This is a genomic window from Pseudomonas sp. NFX1, from assembly GCF_051123555.1.
Lineage (GTDB): Bacteria > Pseudomonadota > Gammaproteobacteria > Pseudomonadales > Pseudomonadaceae > Aquipseudomonas > Aquipseudomonas capeferrum.
This window is the reverse complement of the sequence record NZ_CP169366.1, coordinates 1,776,998-1,794,940: the sequence shown is the minus strand read 5'-3', so window position 1 is coordinate 1,794,940 and position 17,943 is coordinate 1,776,998. Positions and strand designations below refer to the sequence as shown.

Genomic DNA, 17,943 nt, shown 5'->3' with positions numbered 1-17,943 from the left:
AATAACTTACGTGGCTTCGTCGCAGCTGCGAGCCCATTTCGGACCAATCTGGAGCGGTTCCAGCTCCTGCCAGTCGTTGGACGTGTCAATCCAGCGCGCATGAGTCGATAAGAGCATCTGCACGCCATGCCCGAGCTGTTGGGCGATAAATGCGGGGTTGAGACCAGACATTGAGCCTATTGTCGCATAGGTATGGCGGCAGTTATACGGGGGGCGGTATCTGATCCCCAGCGTCTTAGGGGGCGGGCGCCATTGAGGGTGCAGATTTCGAACCGCACGAATCAACCCCTCTCTCGCAGGCGCGCGCGATGGACAAAGAGAGAAAGATGCACACGGGCATGAGCGGAAACCAGCACTTAACGGCTTGGGAGGCCGAGTGGGCTTCACTGAATTGTTCGGCTTTCGATCTGCAGGGCAGTCCTGCCGCCAGACAACCCTGCAGAAGCTTCAGAGCTTGTACTGGATGGTGTAGGACGCATCGGTTCGAGGTTCGATGGTAATTGGCATGCCGAATAGCTTCCCTTTACATTCACTGACGACGCAGCGATACACGGACCCCTGTCTGAGCTGCGCCCACAAGCCTTCGTCATGGATCACGATGCGCACGACATGGCTTTCCGGATCTTCTCTGATCTGAGCAACGTGGTGATCCAGGTCGCAGCCGAATTCAGGCGTGGTGAACTCGGGATCGTAGCCGATCAGTACTCCGTGCCGTTTTAAATCGTCCCTGATACGCTCAATCACGTCATCCGCTTCGTGTTTTAGCATGATCGTCATCTCACGGTGCTTGAACTCATAAAAACTCTAGCTGACCCTGATGGTTTTCGCTGAAATGCGTTTAAAACTTAAACGGCGACCCTTGTAGAATGCCGGTCACAGGCGGTCTAATCCCGCTTTTTTTGGAACCGATTTGTCTGCCAGAGTGTGTGCGTGTTCACGTGCTTCTCATTTTTGCCGGCAGGGGCATTGATCAAGGTGTGTTGACTGTTGCGAGTGAGAACAAAGAAAACCCTCAGGTTGCTACGAAAGTGGTTCGTCTATCTCTGGATTGCAGGCTTGGCGGGCAACTCCAGCAGGTTGTTCGAGCACCTTTCACTCTGGAAGCCCTGGCGCTTGATCAAGGGTGTCGCCGCGTATCTTCTGGCCACCTGAAGCAGGACCTGTCTATTCGTTGTGAACTGGGCGTGGGGCTTCACCTCGATGCTAAGCGGGAGGTGCATACCTGCCGAGCGCTTGAGGTGAAGCTGGCTGAACGCGCTATTGAGGGCGGCGCTAGCCTCGAATCACCTCGAGGCGAGCCCGCCCGGCATCGGTGATGGCGTTCTCTCCTTCATCACGGATGCGATACCGACCCGACACCATTTTGGTAATCGTGAATCGCACCAGCTCGCTCCTCGACAGGGCTTCACCTACTTCAAAGCTCATTGCACGCTCTAGATCGAAGAGTTTTGTTTCTCCGGTTTTGTAGCGGGCAAACGCTATCAGTGCCGAATCCAAAGCTGCTTGATCAACCACCTGAACACGCTGCATTTGACCTCCTGGTCTGAATCGCCCAGGTCCGTGGGCTGCAAAGTGACGGACCTGGAAGTTCGTTGAGGCCGAGACGCTACTACGGAGCAGGGCAGGTGGGTTACTGGGTTTGCGTCCAGGGTGGATGGGTGGCCAGGGGCTGCATGGGCGACCATGAGCCCGACACGATAGGCTAAAGAAGTGTGCAAGGTCGCCGATAAAACGACGCTATATAAGTGTACCTTTGGCACGGGCCCGTTAGCGCTTCAGCTCGGCCATGCTTGCCGCATGGGTCGACAATCCGACCTTAAGCAACCATCACCTCATTGGGCTTACCGCTTGTTTTTATTCATCGCAAAACTCAAACGCAGCTTGACCCCGCGCCAGTTCATGCGATTGCTGGATACCCATGATCTGGGCAAGAAGCAGACTAATCGCCTTATGGCCAAGGCGGGTATTCGCACTGAAGGCAGCGTTGTCATTCGCCCACCGATCTACTTCGAGCGCGGCAACCTGGAACTGGGCAAGGGCGCGTTTATCAATAGCGGTTGCGTGTTACTCGACGAGGCAACTATCCGCATTGGGCGCAAGGCGATGCTGGGACCACAGGTACGACTGTGCACGACCAGCCACGATGTACACCCGGATCGGCGCAAGAGCAACGACTACATAGCGCCGATCACCGTGGGCGACAATGCATGGATAGGCGCGGGGGCCGTGATCCTGCCGGGCGTCAACATTGGCCAGAACAGTGTGGTTGCGGCCAACAGTGTGGTGACTGAGGATGTCGTCGCCAATGCGCTTTATGCCGGCTCTCCGGCGAAATTCAAGAAGTGGCTGGTAGAGCCGGACGCGGTGTAAGTTGCAGCCGCGAGCTTAGGTTCTGTACGAAAAGTATGGTCATTCATCGTTGTGGGAGCGGCGGTGCGGCGATCCGACTTGCCCCGCGATCTGCCGCAACGCGGCAGCAAAGCCTGAGTTCGCGGCTTCTTTGACACCATTTGATATCGGGTACAGGAGCGCTTCGCACTCCATCGCGGGACAAGCCCGCTCCCACAACGATGGATGACCATACTTTTCGTACAGAACCTAGTGTGGTGTTTCAGAAATACCGCTGAAAATCATTTGCCCAGCGCTCGCGCCGCGCGAGCGACTGAGGCAAGGATGTCCTCGGCCTTCTTGTGCCAACGAAATGGCTTCGGGTTCTGGTTGTAGGTTTCCAGGTAGTACTCGATCGACGCCTCCAGATCTTTAACGCTGACATGTGCCTGCCGCTTGATCCACTTCTCGCTCAGCGTTGAGAAAAACCGCTCAACCAGATTCAGCCAAGATGCCGAGGTCGGCGTGAAGTGGATGTTGTAGCGCGGTCGCGCCGCAAGCCACGACCTGACTTTGTCGGTCTTGTGAGTCGCGTAATTGTCCATGATCAGATGGATCGGCATATCGGCAGGCACTGACACATCGATCTCCCTTAGGAAGGCGAGAAACTCGGTACTGCGATGTTGTCGTTTGAGTCGGCCAATCACCTCACCGGTTGCCACATCCAGGGCTGCGAACAGCGAGGTCGTTCCGTGTCGTTTGTAGTCATGTGTGCGGGTTGCTGGGTTACCTGGGGAAAGCGGTAGGCCCGGCTGCGTGCGGTTCAGCGCTTGGATCTGGCTCTTCTCATCAACGCAAAGCACCAAGGCTCGTTCGGGTGGGTTCAAGTAGAGCCCAACGATGTCGTGAACCTTGTCGACAAACAACGGATCAGTGGAAAGCTTGAAGGTCTTTTCCAAGTGCGGCTTGATCCCGAACGCGTGCCAGATGCGCATCACGCTTGCAGGAGACAGGCCCGTCTCACGACTCATCCGTCGCGTGCTCCAATGACTGGAGTCGTCGGGCTTACCTTGCAGCACTTGGTTTACCACTTGCTGAACTTGCTCATCGGAAATAGTGCGAGGCCGGCCAGAGCGCGGTTCATCGTTCAGCCCCAGCAGCCCCAACTTAGAGAAGCGCTGACGCCACCGCGAAACCACATCCTTGCTCGTGCCTAAGCGCTGAGCGATGTCATTGCCTGATTCGCCTGCGGCACAGCCGAGAATTATCTCTGCGCGCAGGCGGGCATCCTGAGCGCCTTTGCGAAGTTTGATCCGGCGTAGCAGTTCCGACTTTTCAGTTTCGGAAAGGGTAATGACGGTTGCTGGTCGGCCCATGTCGATGCCCTTGGAGAGTTGGCTTCCACAGAGCCTAGCTCAGATTTTCAGCGGTATTTGTGAAACACCACACTAGCTTCCGCCGCCACCCGACCCACCGCTTGCCCCACCGCTGCCACCTGCGCCCCCACCGGCACCGCTGCTACCCGTACCACTGCCGCCGGTGCTACTCCCCGGGCCGGCGGTACCGCTATTACCCGAACCCGTGTGATCAGTCCCATCGCCGCCTGTTTTATCGGTTCCGTTTCTTTCGGTGCCTGCGCCGGTGCCCATGGCATCTGCCGGCGTACCAGAGCCACTTGCTCCGCCGCCGCTAGGGCTACCTTGGCCGCTATTTGCGCCTGGCGTACCAGGCGAGCCTGCGCCGTTGTCGTTCATATCGCTGGCCGCGAAGGCCATAGGGGTAATGACGCCCAGGCAAAGGGCGAGCAGCAGGGTCTGCGGACTAGTCCGTTTCATGATGTATCTCCCATTAGGATGAGTACATCTCTTGGGCTACAAGCTGAGGACAGGGTGCCAAGGGACTGACGGATGGCGGCCTGTCGTGGCCGGGATTTCAGCAATTATGTCTGCCCAAAAAAATGATCCCGAGCGAGGAAGACCATGAGCTACGATCAAGTTATCAGACGCGGGAAACCTTGCCCAGTTGGGCAATGAGGTTAACAGTACCTCTCGACATGAAACACGTAGCATTATCCTCTCGGCTCTCGCAGGGGCGGCATTTGCCCTGGTGACGAGCTGGGTAGCATTCAGGGTCTTTTCCTGACTGACAGCTGCCCCGTGCGAAATTGCATCCACTTAACCACTTGATTGTATTCTACTTGAACAGCCAATTGCACTCGGTGTGAACACCCAATTGCGTTTCATTTGAGAAGTGGCATGTGCAGCCGACTGCCCAAAGGTTGATGGAGCCATGTACCCAAAATGCAGAAGGCCCGACAGATTCGGGCCTTCTGTTTTTCACTATGTAGCTCTTACTGCCAGTTAGCAGCGATGACTACATCCAGTTGCTGACGCTGGCCGACGGTCAGATTACCCTCACCGCCAGCCGGCACGCCGAAGGAAGCCATCGCATTCACCAGGTTTTGCACCTGGCTAGCGCTCAGGGCAAGGCCATCTGCCACATGAATCTCCTCGACTTGAGCCGAACTACTCGAATACCAGTTTTTGATACTGACGCTATCGTCTGTGCCAAGAACCTGGAGCTTGAGATCGTTCCCCGAGCGACTCAGCCAGATTGACTCCGCCTCGATACCCTCGCCAAAGTCCAGAACATCGACCGCCCCGGTGTAGCTGCCGGTCTCGACGATGCTGTCCACCCCGTCGCCCAGGTTGAACACGTAGGTGTCGCTGTTGTAGCTGCCGTACAGACTGTCGTTGCCCGTGCCACCCACGAAGAGGTTGTTCGAGGCACTGGTACTGTCCTTGAGCACATCATCGCCGGCATCGCCGTACAGACGGTTGCTGCCGCTGCCGCCGTCGAGGGTGTCGTTGCCCGCGCCGCCGTGCAGTTCGCCCAGATTGTCCCAGTCAGTCAGCACATCGTCATGGTCCGTCCCAAAAAGGGTCATCGCCTTGATGTGGGCATAGCTCCAAACGGTGCCGTCAGCGAAGCGAATCTCTTCCAGCTTGTAGTAGCTTGCGCCGTCGCTGGTGAAGTAGTTGCTCACCGTCACCTTGTCGGTCGAGCCCGCCAGCGACAGGATCAGGTTGTTGCTCGAACGGGTGACCAGGATATCGCTCGACGCGATGTCCGCCGCAAACTCGATAGCATCCACCTTGCCGGTGCTGCTGTCGTAGTTGTTGACCGTGTCCTGGCCCCAGCCACGGCTGAAACGATACACATCGCTGCCGGCATCGCCGCTCAGGGTGTCGTTACCGGTGCCGCCTTCGAGGATGTCGTTGCCGGTGCCGCCGTACAGGATGTCGTTCCCTTCGCCACCCAGCAGCAGGTCGTTGCCATCCTCGCCATACAGACGGTCATTGCCCGCTCCACCACTGATCTGGTCGGCAGTGGCATAGCCGGTCAGCGTATCGTTGCCAGCCGTGCCCAGCAGTGTCAGTTCCTTGACTTTGTCGATGCTCCAGGTGGTGCCATCGGCGAAGCGAATTTCTTCCAGCTTGTAGTTGCTTGCGCCGTCGCTGTTGAAGTAGTTGCTCACCGTGATCTTGTCGTTCGACCCCGCCAGCGACAGGATCAGGTTGTTGCTCGAACGGGTGACCAGAATATCGCTCGACGCGATGTCCGCCGCGAACTCGATAGCATCCACCTTGCCGGTTTTGCTGTCGTAGTTGTTGACCGTGTCCTGGCCCCAGCCACGGCTGAAACGGTACAGGTCGCTGCCGGCATCGCCGCTCAGGGTGTCGTTGCCGACGCCGCCCTCGAGGATGTCGTTGCCATTGCCACCGTACAGGTAATCGTTTCCTTCACCGCCCGACAGGATGTCATTGCCATCGTCGCCATACAGACGGTCATCGCCCGCATCGCCGCTGAGCCGGTCATCGCCGGCCGCACCGTACAGGTAGTCATTGCCCGCTCCACCACTGATCTGGTCGGCAGTGGCATAGCCGGTCAGGGTTTCGTTGCCAGCCGTGTTCAGCAGTGCCAGTTCCTTGACCCTGTCGATGCTCCAGGTGGTGCCGTCGGCGAAGCGAATCTCTTCCAGCTTGTAGCTGCTTGCGCCGTCGCTGTTGAAGTAGCTGCTCACCGTGATCTTGTCGGTCGAGCCCGCCAGCGACAGGATCAGGCTGTTGCTCGAACGGGTGACCAGGATATCGCGCGGCGCGATGTCCGCCGCGAACTCGATAGCATCCGCCTTGCCGGTGCTGCTGTCGTTGTTGTTGATGGTGTCCTGGCCCCAGCCGCGGCTGAAACGGTATACGTCGCTGCCAGCATCGCCGCTCAGGGTGTCGTTACCGGTGCCGCCTTCGAGGATGTCGTTACCATTGCCGCCGTACAGGATGTCGTTGCCTTCACCACCCAGCAGCAGGTCGTTGCCATTCTCACCATACAGACGGTCATTGCCCGCTCCACCACTGATCTGGTCGGCAGTGACATAGCCGGTCAGGGTGTCGTTGCCAGCTGTGCTCAGCAATGCCAGTTCCTTGACCTTGTCGATGCTCCAGGTGGTGCCGTCGGCGAAGCGGATCTCCTCCAGCTTGTAGCTGCTCGCACCATCGCTGTTGAAGTAGTTGCTCACCGTGATCTTGTCGGTCGAGCCCGCCAGCGACAGGATCAGGTTGTTGCTCGAACGGGTGACCAGGATATCGCTCGGCGCGATGTCCGCCGCGAACTCGATAGCATCCACCTTGCCGGTGCTGCTGTCGTTGTTGTTGACCGTGTCCTGGCCCCAGCCACGGCTGAAACGGTACACGTCGCTGTCGGCATCGCCGCTCAGGGTGTCGTTGCCGGCGCCGCCTTCGAGGATGTCGTTGCCGGTGCCGCCGTACAGGCTGTCGTTGCCTTCGCCGCCCAGCAGTATGTCATTGCCATTACCGCCGTGCAGGCGGTCATTGCCGGCGCCTCCATCCAAGAAATCGACACCATCGTTGCCATACAAGTTGTCGTTGCCGGCCTCGCCAAACAGGAAGTCGGAGCTTGCGCCACCTTGCAAGGTGCTGTCGGTTACCGTATCGACCACTAAGCTGCTACCAGTGCCCAGCTGTATTTTCAGCTCGTCGAGCTGCTGGCTATTCAGCTGCCGCACCCAAGTACCAGCCAGCTCGATGTGGCTGGAGGCCCAGCCGGTAATGCCGGCCATCGCTGAGCTGAACTCGATCAGGTCAACGATGCCCTTGACTGGGTCGTTGCCATTTACCTGCGCCACTCGAGCAATGGCACCACTGTAGTCCAGGGTCACGCCGTTCTCATTGAGAGCGAACGAAACCTCTTCAAGGTAGGTTTTGAGACGAGTTTGCAGCAGCAGACCGCTATATACCGAGTCCATCAGCGCCTGATAGGCCGCTCGAATATTGGCCTCCTGATGCGGGCCGAAACTGAAGTCTTCCTCGGTCAGGTAATAGGTCGTACCAAAGGCCAGACTTCCAGAGCCAGTGAGCCCCTGGGCGCCAGCGGAGTACGAAAAACTGACCAAGTCACCCGATTTACTGGATGTGGCTGGCTTGAACTCGAAGAAGTTCTGATTGTTGAACACTTCGAGGACTTTGACCATTTCCAGCAGATCTTTCGTCTCGAGCAGGGCGGTGGTCGGAGAGTCGTCTTCCTGCCCCTCACCAAGCGCGAGCGAACCTCCGCCAGAACCGGAGCCGGAACCACCAGCGGCCAGTTTCATCTCGTGTAACTCCCATGAATAGGCGAAGGCCACATCATAGGAAGCATCACCGGCCAGATCGGCAACCCGTTCGTCAAAAATGCGGAAACCGGAGGTTGCTGCCCAAGCGCTGATCAATTGCCCCAGCAATGCCTGTTGTTCCTGGCGAGTACCAGCCTGGGAATAGGCGGTCAGGGCGCTCTGCAGGGACTGACTGCCTACAGCGGCTTCGCGCAGATCGCGGACAGCCCCAGAGCCGCGCATATTGGGCTCACCAGCCAGCTCAGCGGGGATCTCCACCATATCGTCGAATTCCCGGTAGAACTTGTTCTCTTCGAAATAAACATCGGCGGCAACACCGGTACCGCCGCCATGGGCCTGATCCCACTGGAAGGTGCCGAAACCTTCGATATGGTTGTTATTGCCCAGATTGACTGTCTTGCCATCCGAACCGGTGCTGATGCTCTCGATGCCCAGTTCCTGCAGAGTAAACAGCTCACCGGACTGACTGATACCGTCACCATTCAGATCGCGCCATACACGCAAGTCAGCCCAGACAGCATCGCTGGCATCCAGCTTGCCGTCGGCATTGCTATCAGCATCCTGCATGGCCTCGAAGCCGTCCTTGGCCTCGCTGCCATCGGCCGACAGGGTATTCTCGCCGAACAATTCACGGCCACTGTCGATGGTGCCATTGCCATTGCGATCCAGCACCAGCAGGCCATCGTCGGACTTGACCCAGCCAGAGCCGTGTTTATCGCCGTCGCCATCGTGATCGAACAATACTTGGCCTTCAGCTCCGTATGTTTCGATACCGTCGCCATCTAAGTCTAGGACTATAGGAGATGCCGTTTTAAGTGCGGCTGTGAAGTTTGCGTTAACAAAGTCACTTATAATCCCCGCCCATTTAGACCAGTCAAATTGCTCCATCCATTGTTCAGCCTTTTGTCGGGCCTCAGGATTTTGCGAATTTCGAGCCCCCCACATGAATATTAGCAGCATGAAGTTAATGTTTGCTGCGTCAGCCCAGTCACCACCAGTGTCGCGTATTTGCTCCCACATTCCCTCCACTGCCTGGTCGCCATATTCCTGCCGAATAAGCTCCATTGGGGTATTTAGGGTCCAATTGTCTAGACTTAATCCGTTGTCTCTGAAGACCTTGTCATGGATGTCTTTCGCTTCTTGGTATGTAAGATCGCGATTAAGTGTGCCGCCATTATCTAGTGCGATTTCTCTATATTTCTCAAAGGTCTCGTAAGCCATATCAGTGCGGATCTTGTCAATTTGCTGCTGACTCAAATCTCGACACTGATCCCCCCCCATGCCTGACAAGGCAGTACCTTGCATATAGCTCAATGCTGCCTGGCCACTAACAGACTCCCCTGTGGCAACCCCTTGAACCCAGCCAGCATAGTTATATCCTTGGCTATATAGGCTGCTATATGCATTGGCAGCAGCACTGGCTCCTCCGCTCTGAATAGACAGCTGGTAAGCTCCAAGCTGGGCAACCGTAACCAATTGAGTCATAATTTAATTTCCATTTAAATTATTACAGGGCTCGGGCGAATACTTTTTACGTGTTCGCTGAGGGTCAATTTTCAGGTTTAAGTCCGCTAACAAAGCTCACTACTGCATTTTTAATTTCACGCCACTGCGATAGATGTTCTCTAGAGAATCGAACAGAGAGCATAGCCTTAGCACTAGGCTCCATGCTGAATTTCATGACGCAGGTCGCGACACCTCTCGGCACATAGGTTTTGCCACAGGAGATATATAAGTCAGCTGCGTCAGATTCGTTATGACCAAAGAATTTATCGCTTGCTCTTTCGTTATCTTTTGCAGGTCCCCCCAGTTGTGGGTCAGTCCCTGAAACCACAAAAGCATCTAGACCATATATCATTTCAGGGGTGCGCTCGTAATTATCAAGCCAAAACTCATTCGGAGATTGTATGCTACTTAAAACAGCGTCCAATTGGCGCTGAGCAGCCTGAGGTCCTGGGTATATTTCTCCAGAATTAACCCCAATGCTCAGCCAGAGGCTATGCTTGTTCAGGAAATTTGATCGATAATCGTCTTTTAGTTCTTTGCTGCTTTTGCAGGACATCTCCGGCAGCCGCACATCCATTCCCAAACTACGAATATTTCGCGTATTTCTATTTGATGCGGCATTGCTCGGTCTTTCTCCAAGACCTGGATCGCCGTCGTACTCCACAAGCTCAGCGCAATCGCGTGGGATCTTGATTTTCATCCCGCCGAGCACCCCAGTTATATCTCCGGTAGAGCAAGACCTGCAGGCACCTTCAGAGAGCCAAAATTTACCTAGCTCAACCCAGCCACTGGCGATGTAGCCAATAAAGGACACTGCAAAAACTGCTAGTGTAGTAAATAAAAATCTAGCACCGCGCCAATTTGTCAGCACATTACGGATCATTTTTCACATCCCAATAAAAGCCAAATATACAAACTATCTTTCCATCAAACTTTCATCTTTGTATTCTCGGAGCGGACTCAAGAAATAATCAATAACCTTTCTTTTGTCTGTCTTCACTTCCGCTCGCACTGCCATGCCCGGTGACAGGTCGATACGGTTCTCGCCGACCTGGATGCTGTTCTCCTTCAGTTGAATCCGCGTGCTATACACCAGCCCCAGCTTCTCGTCCTCGATGGCGTCGTTGGAGATGTTAAGCACGGTGCCGTGCACGACCCCGTACTTGGTGAAGGTAAAGGTCTCAACCTTGACCTCCACCTCTTGGCGCGCGCGCACGAAGCCGATGTCCTTGTTCTCCAGCATGGCTTCCACCTCCACCGGCTGGTCCTTGGGCACAATCACCATCAACGGCTGGGCTTCGGTGACCACGCCGCCCGGGGTGTGGATGGCCAGCTGCTGCACGGTGCCGTCCACCGGGGCGGTGAGGCGGGTCAGGCGATCGCGCTGTTCGGCCTTGGCCAGTTCCTGTTGCAGGCCAGCGGCACGCTGCTCCGACTCGTGCTGCAGGTCGAGCATGGTGCGGCGGGTCTGGGCGAGCACGCCCTGGCGGCGGCGTTCGGCCTCCAGCTTGGCGGCCTTGAGCTGGAGGATTCGGGCCTGTTGGATGGCCAGCTCGCGCTCCTGGTCCAGGCGCCGCTGTTCTCTCTCCAGGAAGGCGTGCTTGCCGATGATGGCCTTGTCCAGCAGGCGCTTGTAGTCGGCGACCAGTTGGCGGGTGATGGGCAGGGATTCCTGCAGCTTGGCTACCCAGGCCTGGGCGGCCTGGATCTCGGCCATGCGCTGGGCGACCTCGGCGTCGCTCTGTTCCAGGGCGGCCCGAAGTTCCAGGTACTGGCCCTGGAGCCAGGTCTGCGCCGAGGCCTGCTGTTGCGCAGTGGCCTGGGGGATGCGAACAGCCAGCGGGGCTGGTGGGCGACTGTACTCGATCGACTCCAGCAGCGCGCCGGCACGAGCACTGTCAACTTGGGCGGCGAGTAGATCACTCTTCAGACGCTGCACGTCGGCACCGGTGATCTGCGCATCCAGCTCCACCAGCAGCTCGCCAGCTTTCACCGCCTGGCCGTCGTAGACGTGGATGGCCTTGACCACCGCCACTTCGCTGGGCTGGATGATCTTGCTCTTGCCGCTGGGCACGATCTTGCCGCTGGCGGTGGCGACCACATCGATCTCGCCGACGCAGGCCCAGATCAGCGCCAGCACGGCGAAAGCGATGATGGTCCACTGGATGATCCGCGGCGCCGGGTGCACCGGCGCTTCCTGCAACGCCAGGGCGGCGGGCAGGAACTGCACTTCGTGGTTCAGCCGCGCAGGGGAATCCATGCTTTTGCGCCGCTGCCAGGAATGGCGCCAGGCACTGCGGTAACGATTGAGGAGTTCACATTTGGCGCCCATGGCTCAGCCCTGCTGCAGTCGGTGCAGGCACGAGTAGTGGCCGGCCTGGTGGGAAAGGAGTTCGGCGTGGGTGCCCTGCTCGACTATCTGCCCGCGGTCCATGACCAGGATGCGGTTGGCATCGCGCACGGCAGACAGCCGGTGGGCGATGATGATCACCGTGCGGCGCTTGCAGATGGCCTGCATGTTCTGCTGGATCACCCGCTCGGACTCGTAGTCCAGGGCGCTGGTGGCCTCGTCGAAAATAAGCACCCGCGGGTTGCCGATCAGCGCGCGGGCGATGGCGATACGCTGGCGCTGACCGCCGGACAGCGAGGCACCGTGCTCACCGACCACGGTGTCGTAACCTTCTGGCAGCTCGAGGATGAACTCGTGGGCACCGGCCAGCCTAGCCGCCTGGATCACCGCTTCCAGCGGCGCCCCCGGGTCGGTCAGGGCGATGTTCTCGCGGATGCTACGGGCGAACAGCATGTTGTCCTGCAGCACCACGCCGATCTGCCGGCGCAGCGAGGAGACATCGGCTAGAGCCAGATCCATTCCGTCCACCAGCACGCGTCCACGCTCGGGGGTATAGAGGCGCTGCAGCAAACGCGTCAGGGTGCTCTTGCCGGAGCCGGAGCGGCCGACTACACCGATCACTTCGCCGGCGTTGATCTGCAGGTTCACTCCGCGCAGCACCTCCGAGCCATCAGGGCGGTAGCGGAAGTGCACCTGGTCGAACTCGATCTGCCCCTTGAGCGGCGGTAAGGCGCTGCGGGTGGCCTGGGACAGTTCGGTGCGCGCGTTGAGGATGTCGCCCAGGCGCTGCACCGACACCCCGGTCTGCTGGAAGTTGGTCCACTGCTGGGCCAGGCGCATGATCGGCTGCGATACCCGACCGGCCAGCATATTGAAGGCGATCAGCTGACCCACCGACATGTCGCCGTCGATCACCAGGCGCGCCCCCAGCCACAGGGTGGCCACTGTCACCAGCTTGCCCACCAGGCCGACGGCCTCAAAGGCCAGGGTCGACAGGGTTTGGGTCTTGAAGCTGGCGGCCACATAGCCGGCCAGCTGATTGTCCCACTTGCGGTTGATCTGTGGCTCTACGGCCATAGCCTTGAGGGTGTCGATGCCGTTGACCGTCTCGACCAGGAAGGCCTGGTTCTCCGCGCCGCGCGAGAAACTCTCGTTGAGCCGCGCGCGTAGCACCGGAGTGATCAGCAGGGAGATCAGGAAGTACAACGGCAGCGAGAGGACCACCACCAGGGTCAGCCAGCCGCTGTAGTAGAACATCACGGCGATGAACACGACCGAGAACAGCACATCGAGGATCAGGGTGATGGCGTTGCCAGTGAGGAAGCTGCGGATATTCTCCAGCTCGCGCACTCGCGCCACCGAGTCACCCACCCGTCGGGCCTGGAAGTAAGCCAGCGGCAGGGTCACCAGATGGCGGACAAGCCGTGAGCCCAGCTCCACGTCGATGCGGCTGGCCGTGTGGGCGAACACGTAGCTGCGCAGGCCGCTGAGCAGCGTCTCGAAGAGCATGATGCCGAGCAGGCCGACAGCAATCACGTCCAGGGTCGACAGGCCGCGATGCACCAGCACCTTATCCATCACCACCTGGAAGAACAGCGGCGTGAGCAACGCGAAAATGTTGAGCACGAAGGAGACCAGCAGCACTTCGCAGAGTAGCTTGCGGTACTTGACGATGGCCGGGATGAACCAGGTGAAGTCGAACTTGCTCAGCTCACCGGCAAGCGAGGCTTCGGAGCGGATCAGCAACAGCTCGCCGGTCCAGCGCTGCTCCAGTTGCTCGAAGCTCAGCACTTCAGGACGGTGCGCACGCGGATCGTGGATCAACGCCTTGCCATCGTCGATCCGGGCAATGATGAAGTAGCGGCCGTCACGGTCGGCAGCGATGGCGGGCAGCGGGGTGGTATCCAGGCGGCTAAGCGAGCTGCGCGCGGACTTGGCCTTGAGGCCCAGCTTCTTGGCGGCGATGTGGAGTTCGGCACGGCCGAAGCGGCGGCCATCTTCGGCGAATTCGTGAGCGAGTTGTTCGGGGGAGGCGGCTACGTTATGAAAACGCGCCAGCATGACCAGACAGGCAAGGCCTGTGTCGACCTCAGGCGAAACGCCCAATCCTTGGAGTTCGTCTTGCATTTCATTCCTTTGACACGAGCCTCGCGAGAGCATGCGTGGCCAATGGCTGCGCAATGTACCGGCCATGCGCCACTCCGACAAGGTGCTGGCTACCAAGAGATGCGTGTGGGGAAACCCTCAGCTGCTCAAAGGTGGGTATCCAGGAGCTGGCCTCTCTGCGTCTAATGGGCGCGGAAGCCAAATGCTCTTGGGTGGAAATGGCTCAGGCTGGAGAGCGTTGATACTGCTCCACCCCCATTGCCGGCAGCGCTCATCTTGTTCGAGTCGGTATATGACTTCTGCCGGTACATTGGTGCCTGCGGATATGTACTGGGGTGCCAGGGCATGCACTACATGGAAGCCCGTCATGCCAGCCAGTAACCGACGCATGATGTGCACCCGCTGCAGCCATGTCAGGCCGCGACGCTTACCGTCGGTGGTTTGGTACATAATCAAATTGAGTGCGGCAGAGCACTCAAGCATGTCCTGCCCGCTCATGCAGAAGCGCCGATGGGGTGGCGAACCCAGCGGCAGAATACGCTGCGCAAACAGCTTGAGCAGCGGCTCCGCCAGCTCCCGGTTTTGCCATTCGATGCCCATTATCAGCAGCGCCGTATAAATACTGCGCGCCAATCGCTCCGTATTCTTGCGGTTGCCCTGCACGATGGCTTCGCGCAGCAACTAGGTCAATGCCGCCAGGGCATCCAGGCTAGCAATGCGCTCCAGCTTTCTCATCAGTACGACGGTGACTTTGGCCCGCTGCCAGTAAACCTCGATACCACCGACAGGTTCGAACAGCACCGCCTGCGTAACCACGCCTGTCGCGGGGAGAACCTATGAGACTGACTATTGAGCAACTCCGGCAGGCTATTCGCCATGCCTGCAATCCTTCGCTATCGCATCGGGCGGTGGCGTGCCTAGTGGAGATATCACCCAATACCGTTCGCGGCCTGCGAGATCGGCTGAGCCAGCGGGGTGAGGGCTGGGAACAGTTGCGCGACCTGGAGGATGCCGCCTTGCAGGCCCGCTTCAGCGGTGGCGTACGGGCGGTAGCCGTCGAGCTGTACCCAGTTGGACGACTGTCCATGAGCAATTGCAGCAGCGGGACGTCACGCTGGATCTGCTCTGGCAAGAGTTCCGCGTGGGCGAGCCGGATAGCGTGTCCTACGCGCAGTTCACTCGCCTCTACCGGGCCTGGCGTAACCAGCAGAAAATCAGCATGCGGTAGATCCATAAACCCGGCGACAAGCTGTTTGTGGATTTTTGCGGACGTACCATGCCCATCGTCAACCGCGACACCTGAGAAGTGTCCAAGGCTCAAGTTTGTGTCGGTACTCTGGGAGCCTCGGGCTACCTCTACGCCACGGCAGTGGCCAGCCAAACAGTAGCCGACTGGCTGCACTACTCCGTGCCGTTTCATTATATCCACCTGCTGGTGGATATCCGGGTCAACAGCGATCGCCTGATGGTGTTTCATCAGCGTCGTCAGATTGCCAGCCATGCCCTGGCTCAAGGCGTCGGCGTCACCACGGTGCCGGAGCACCTGCCGCCTCAGCACCGGCATCAGCGAGACATCCAGCCAGAAGCCTTGCTGGTCTGGGCCGAATCCATCGGCCCCTATCAACCTTGACGCCTCGCCATCGCCGGGGCTTTTCGTTTTGCGCCGATGCCTGGTGACGGCAAATGTGGTTTGACTGGCAGTAAACCACTGAGCCAGTATGGCCTTACCTGTCGTTCCTGTGGTTGTCGAGGAATGATCCCCAATAAGCCTCGCCAGAGAAATCTGCCGGGGCTTCGTCGGCTTTGGCTTAGGAGGATATATGACCAGAGCACAACGCCGACACGATACACGCCGAATCAAGGCTCGCTTCTACCGGAAGCAGCGCTTCCACGAATGCTGGACGACTAATCCACGCAATGCAGGGCTGTTCGCCAATCACGGCAAAGTCTGTTCCTGCTGGCTGTGTGGCAATCCCCGTAAGTTGGGATACCTGACCCTGCAGGAGCAGCGAGCAGATTTGGCCTGTGATGAATGAGATAGGCATGCATTCAGCTGGGCTTTTCGCTAATGGCAGTGAAAGAGAAGCTTGATTTCATCTGCCGGCAGACGGCCGAACTGGCAGGGCCCGCCGGTTCGGATACAGTTAGCGGTCAAATGGGGGCTTTGAGATGCTGAGCGCTGATGACGATGGGCGATGGATAACGAGCTTTTATGAGTACATCGAAGACAAGCGCGCCAAGGAGGCGTTCGCGCTTTTGATTGGTACATTCGCGTGTCTGGGAAAGTTTCGTTGCGGGCGTAAGCCCCAGGGCGAAGTCCGCTCGGTAGGTATCGAAGTCGATGGCGAGTGTTGGTACACGATCATTCCTGCCAAGAAGTGGGTAACATTCCAATGGCGGCCGCCAGTGACAAGAACAAAGAGGTTTCGGGTCGCCCTGTTGCGAAACGAGTTTCCAGAAGGCTTCACTGACTCGGCTCAGAAGGAGCACTGGTCAGTGAGGGTCGCTTGCCTTGAAGATGCCCTCAAACTCCTGCGAGTGCTGAATGTCGATTCGAGCCTGGCGACAGAGCGGCGCTAATCTGCGCATCTGTGATTAAGTGATCCATCGCCGCCGGAAGGGGTTGCGCGATCATTCGCACTGGGCTAATTCTAAAACTTTTATAGCCCGCCAAATCAGGAGGTTTTAATGAAGCAGTTACTGCTAGGTGCGGCGTTGTGTTCCATTGCGGGTATCGCCAATGCGCAGATCCCGCTGGTCAATGCCACATGCCCGGGGAATATCGAGGTGCATGCCGATGAGGGCGGCCCTGTCTACATCAACGGCAAGGAAGCGAAATTGAAGAAATTCAGTGACACGTACTTCGAAGCCAAGGGCGCAGGGGTAACGGTATCGATCATGGTTAACCCTGACGGATCGCCGGGCGTTTCGTACACCGGCAAGGGTCGCGCTAATGGTGTCTGTGAACTGACAGAGCAAGATTGAAGAATCTGTAACGGAGCCACGCGCCGAGGCGATGGACCTGAGTGTGCAACAAGGAATGTGTAATGGCTTGGCGTAAAAAACTGGAAACCTTTCAAAAGCGCTTCACGCCCCAAAAACGGCGTATTGTCGGCGGGGCTCTGATGGCGGCCTGGGCCATGGGTGTGGTGGTGCACCCTGGGCAGTACTTGCTCGCGCTCTCCATACCTGGGGTCATCATTTTCATGAGCGCATGGCCGCCAGAGCTGGGCGGTAAACCCTGAGGCGTTGGTATTGCAGAGGCGAAAATGACTTCACTTTCGCCTGACAGCCAGTTGTCCGATTCAGCGCTCATTCCGACTAAGTGCAGTTGCATGCCGTTTGGCTTTGGCTATGGTGGCATTTACGCATACAACTAAAGTCGTAGGAGGGCGGCATGCGGATTCGCGGCGACGTTTTCTGGGGATGGGCGGACCCAACGCTTCACCATCGGTCACACGACGAAACGTTAAACGATGGAACCTACATCGATGTTCAGGTGCGACTGTCGCGAACAGGCAGCACGCAGATGTTCATCGGTGTTTATGCCCCTAGCGGCATGGCGATTCATGAAGAGGCATTCGATTCGCGCCCAGGCGAGTCGATGACTCGCGCTTTGGCCTGGGGCGTAGGCCGAGCGCGGCGTATTGCGAGCGATGCGATGCCTGTCAACGAGCAATTTGCCTGTTCGAAGTAGCGGGCAGAGCGGTGTCTGTGATTTTTGCGGCAACTGACCTCAACTCATCGGCGACGCCGTCGATGGACTTGATATGAGCGCGTACATCGATCTTGGTTTCCGGAGTCGCTCTGGCCTCCATGAACTTGGCATGCCCGGTCATGGCCTTGCTGAGTTCATTGAGGTGATCGGCCGTTTTGACGAGGTCTGATTTGATGGTTTGAAGCGGTTCCATAATCTTGGCTGCGTTCCTTGAAGTGTGCGTCTACGGCCCAGTTGGGCCTCGCT

15 protein-coding genes and 1 pseudogene are annotated in these 17,943 nt (G+C 58.0%); 6 read left to right on the top strand and 10 right to left on the bottom strand.

Translation table 11 applies throughout. The annotated features are described in order from the left end of the window. Positions 1-6 precede the first annotated feature (6 nt). From DJ563_RS07755 to DJ563_RS07745, 3 genes and pseudogenes are all read right to left on the bottom strand, one after another. Positions 7-264, bottom strand: a pseudogene (locus DJ563_RS07755) (site-specific integrase); the annotation flags it as partial. 183 nt (positions 265-447) lie between these two features. After that, positions 448-777, bottom strand: coding sequence for a hypothetical protein (locus tag DJ563_RS07750; RefSeq protein WP_274098454.1), 330 nt, complete (start codon positions 775-777; stop codon positions 448-450). Between the two features lie 495 nt (positions 778-1,272). Further along, positions 1,273-1,530: a hypothetical protein gene (locus DJ563_RS07745; RefSeq protein WP_186655665.1), complete on the bottom strand. Its 258-nt coding sequence runs from the start codon at positions 1,528-1,530 to the stop codon at positions 1,273-1,275. 267 nt (positions 1,531-1,797) lie between these two features. Between DJ563_RS07745 and DJ563_RS07740 the strand changes: the two genes are divergently transcribed. Further along, entirely contained in the window at positions 1,798-2,370 is a 573-nt protein-coding gene (locus DJ563_RS07740) for a DapH/DapD/GlmU-related protein (RefSeq protein ID WP_434519196.1), read from the top strand. Positions 2,371-2,630: 260 nt separating this feature from the next. On the opposite strand, the gene DJ563_RS07735 is transcribed toward DJ563_RS07740, so the two are convergent. From DJ563_RS07735 to DJ563_RS07710, 6 genes are all read right to left on the bottom strand, one after another. Next, positions 2,631-3,704: an IS630 family transposase gene (locus DJ563_RS07735; protein WP_434519195.1), complete on the bottom strand. Its 1,074-nt coding sequence runs from the start codon at positions 3,702-3,704 to the stop codon at positions 2,631-2,633. A gap of 974 nt (positions 3,705-4,678) precedes the next feature. Beyond that, the gene (locus tag DJ563_RS07730) at positions 4,679-8,758 is read right to left on the bottom strand and encodes a calcium-binding protein (protein WP_434519194.1); all 4,080 of its coding nucleotides are present in this window, start codon (positions 8,756-8,758) and stop codon (positions 4,679-4,681) included. Positions 8,759-9,566: 808 nt separating this feature from the next. Then, positions 9,567-10,406 carry a hypothetical protein gene (locus tag DJ563_RS07725; protein WP_434519193.1) on the bottom strand — a complete coding sequence of 280 codons (840 nt, stop codon included), beginning with the start codon at positions 10,404-10,406 and terminating at the stop codon, positions 9,567-9,569. Between the two features lie 33 nt (positions 10,407-10,439). Then, positions 10,440-11,855 carry an HlyD family type I secretion periplasmic adaptor subunit gene (locus tag DJ563_RS07720; protein ID WP_434519192.1) on the bottom strand — a complete coding sequence of 472 codons (1,416 nt, stop codon included), beginning with the start codon at positions 11,853-11,855 and terminating at the stop codon, positions 10,440-10,442. Between the two features lie 3 nt (positions 11,856-11,858). After that, positions 11,859-14,000 (bottom strand): type I secretion system permease/ATPase, encoded by a 2,142-nt coding sequence (locus tag DJ563_RS07715; protein ID WP_434519191.1) that lies wholly within the window; start codon positions 13,998-14,000, stop codon positions 11,859-11,861. 117 nt (positions 14,001-14,117) lie between these two features. After that, entirely contained in the window at positions 14,118-14,660 is a 543-nt protein-coding gene (locus DJ563_RS07710) for a hypothetical protein (protein ID WP_434519190.1), read from the bottom strand. Positions 14,661-15,285: 625 nt separating this feature from the next. Between DJ563_RS07710 and DJ563_RS07705 the strand changes: the two genes are divergently transcribed. The 5 genes from DJ563_RS07705 (at position 15,286) to DJ563_RS07685 (ending at position 17,676) form a co-directional block, all read left to right on the top strand. Further along, a complete protein-coding gene (locus DJ563_RS07705; protein WP_152604597.1) occupies positions 15,286-15,609 on the top strand; it encodes a Mu transposase domain-containing protein in 324 nt (107 codons plus the stop codon). Positions 15,610-16,148: 539 nt separating this feature from the next. After that, complete coding sequence (locus DJ563_RS07700) at positions 16,149-16,559, top strand: hypothetical protein (protein ID WP_434519189.1); 411 nt, start codon at positions 16,149-16,151, stop codon at positions 16,557-16,559. A 108-nt stretch (positions 16,560-16,667) separates the two neighbouring features. Further along, a complete protein-coding gene (locus tag DJ563_RS07695; RefSeq protein ID WP_274098452.1) occupies positions 16,668-16,964 on the top strand; it encodes a hypothetical protein in 297 nt (98 codons plus the stop codon). A 62-nt stretch (positions 16,965-17,026) separates the two neighbouring features. Continuing rightward, entirely contained in the window at positions 17,027-17,224 is a 198-nt protein-coding gene (locus tag DJ563_RS07690; protein ID WP_434519188.1) for a hypothetical protein, read from the top strand. A gap of 152 nt (positions 17,225-17,376) precedes the next feature. Next, positions 17,377-17,676, top strand: a complete 300-nt coding sequence (locus DJ563_RS07685; protein WP_434519187.1) for a hypothetical protein — start codon at positions 17,377-17,379, stop codon at positions 17,674-17,676. Here the strand turns inward: DJ563_RS07685 and DJ563_RS07680 are convergent. Then, a complete protein-coding gene (locus tag DJ563_RS07680; RefSeq protein WP_261871797.1) occupies positions 17,648-17,890 on the bottom strand; it encodes a hypothetical protein in 243 nt (80 codons plus the stop codon). The two genes, DJ563_RS07685 and DJ563_RS07680, sit on opposite strands and share 29 nt — an antisense overlap. Positions 17,891-17,943: the final 53 nt, after the last annotated feature.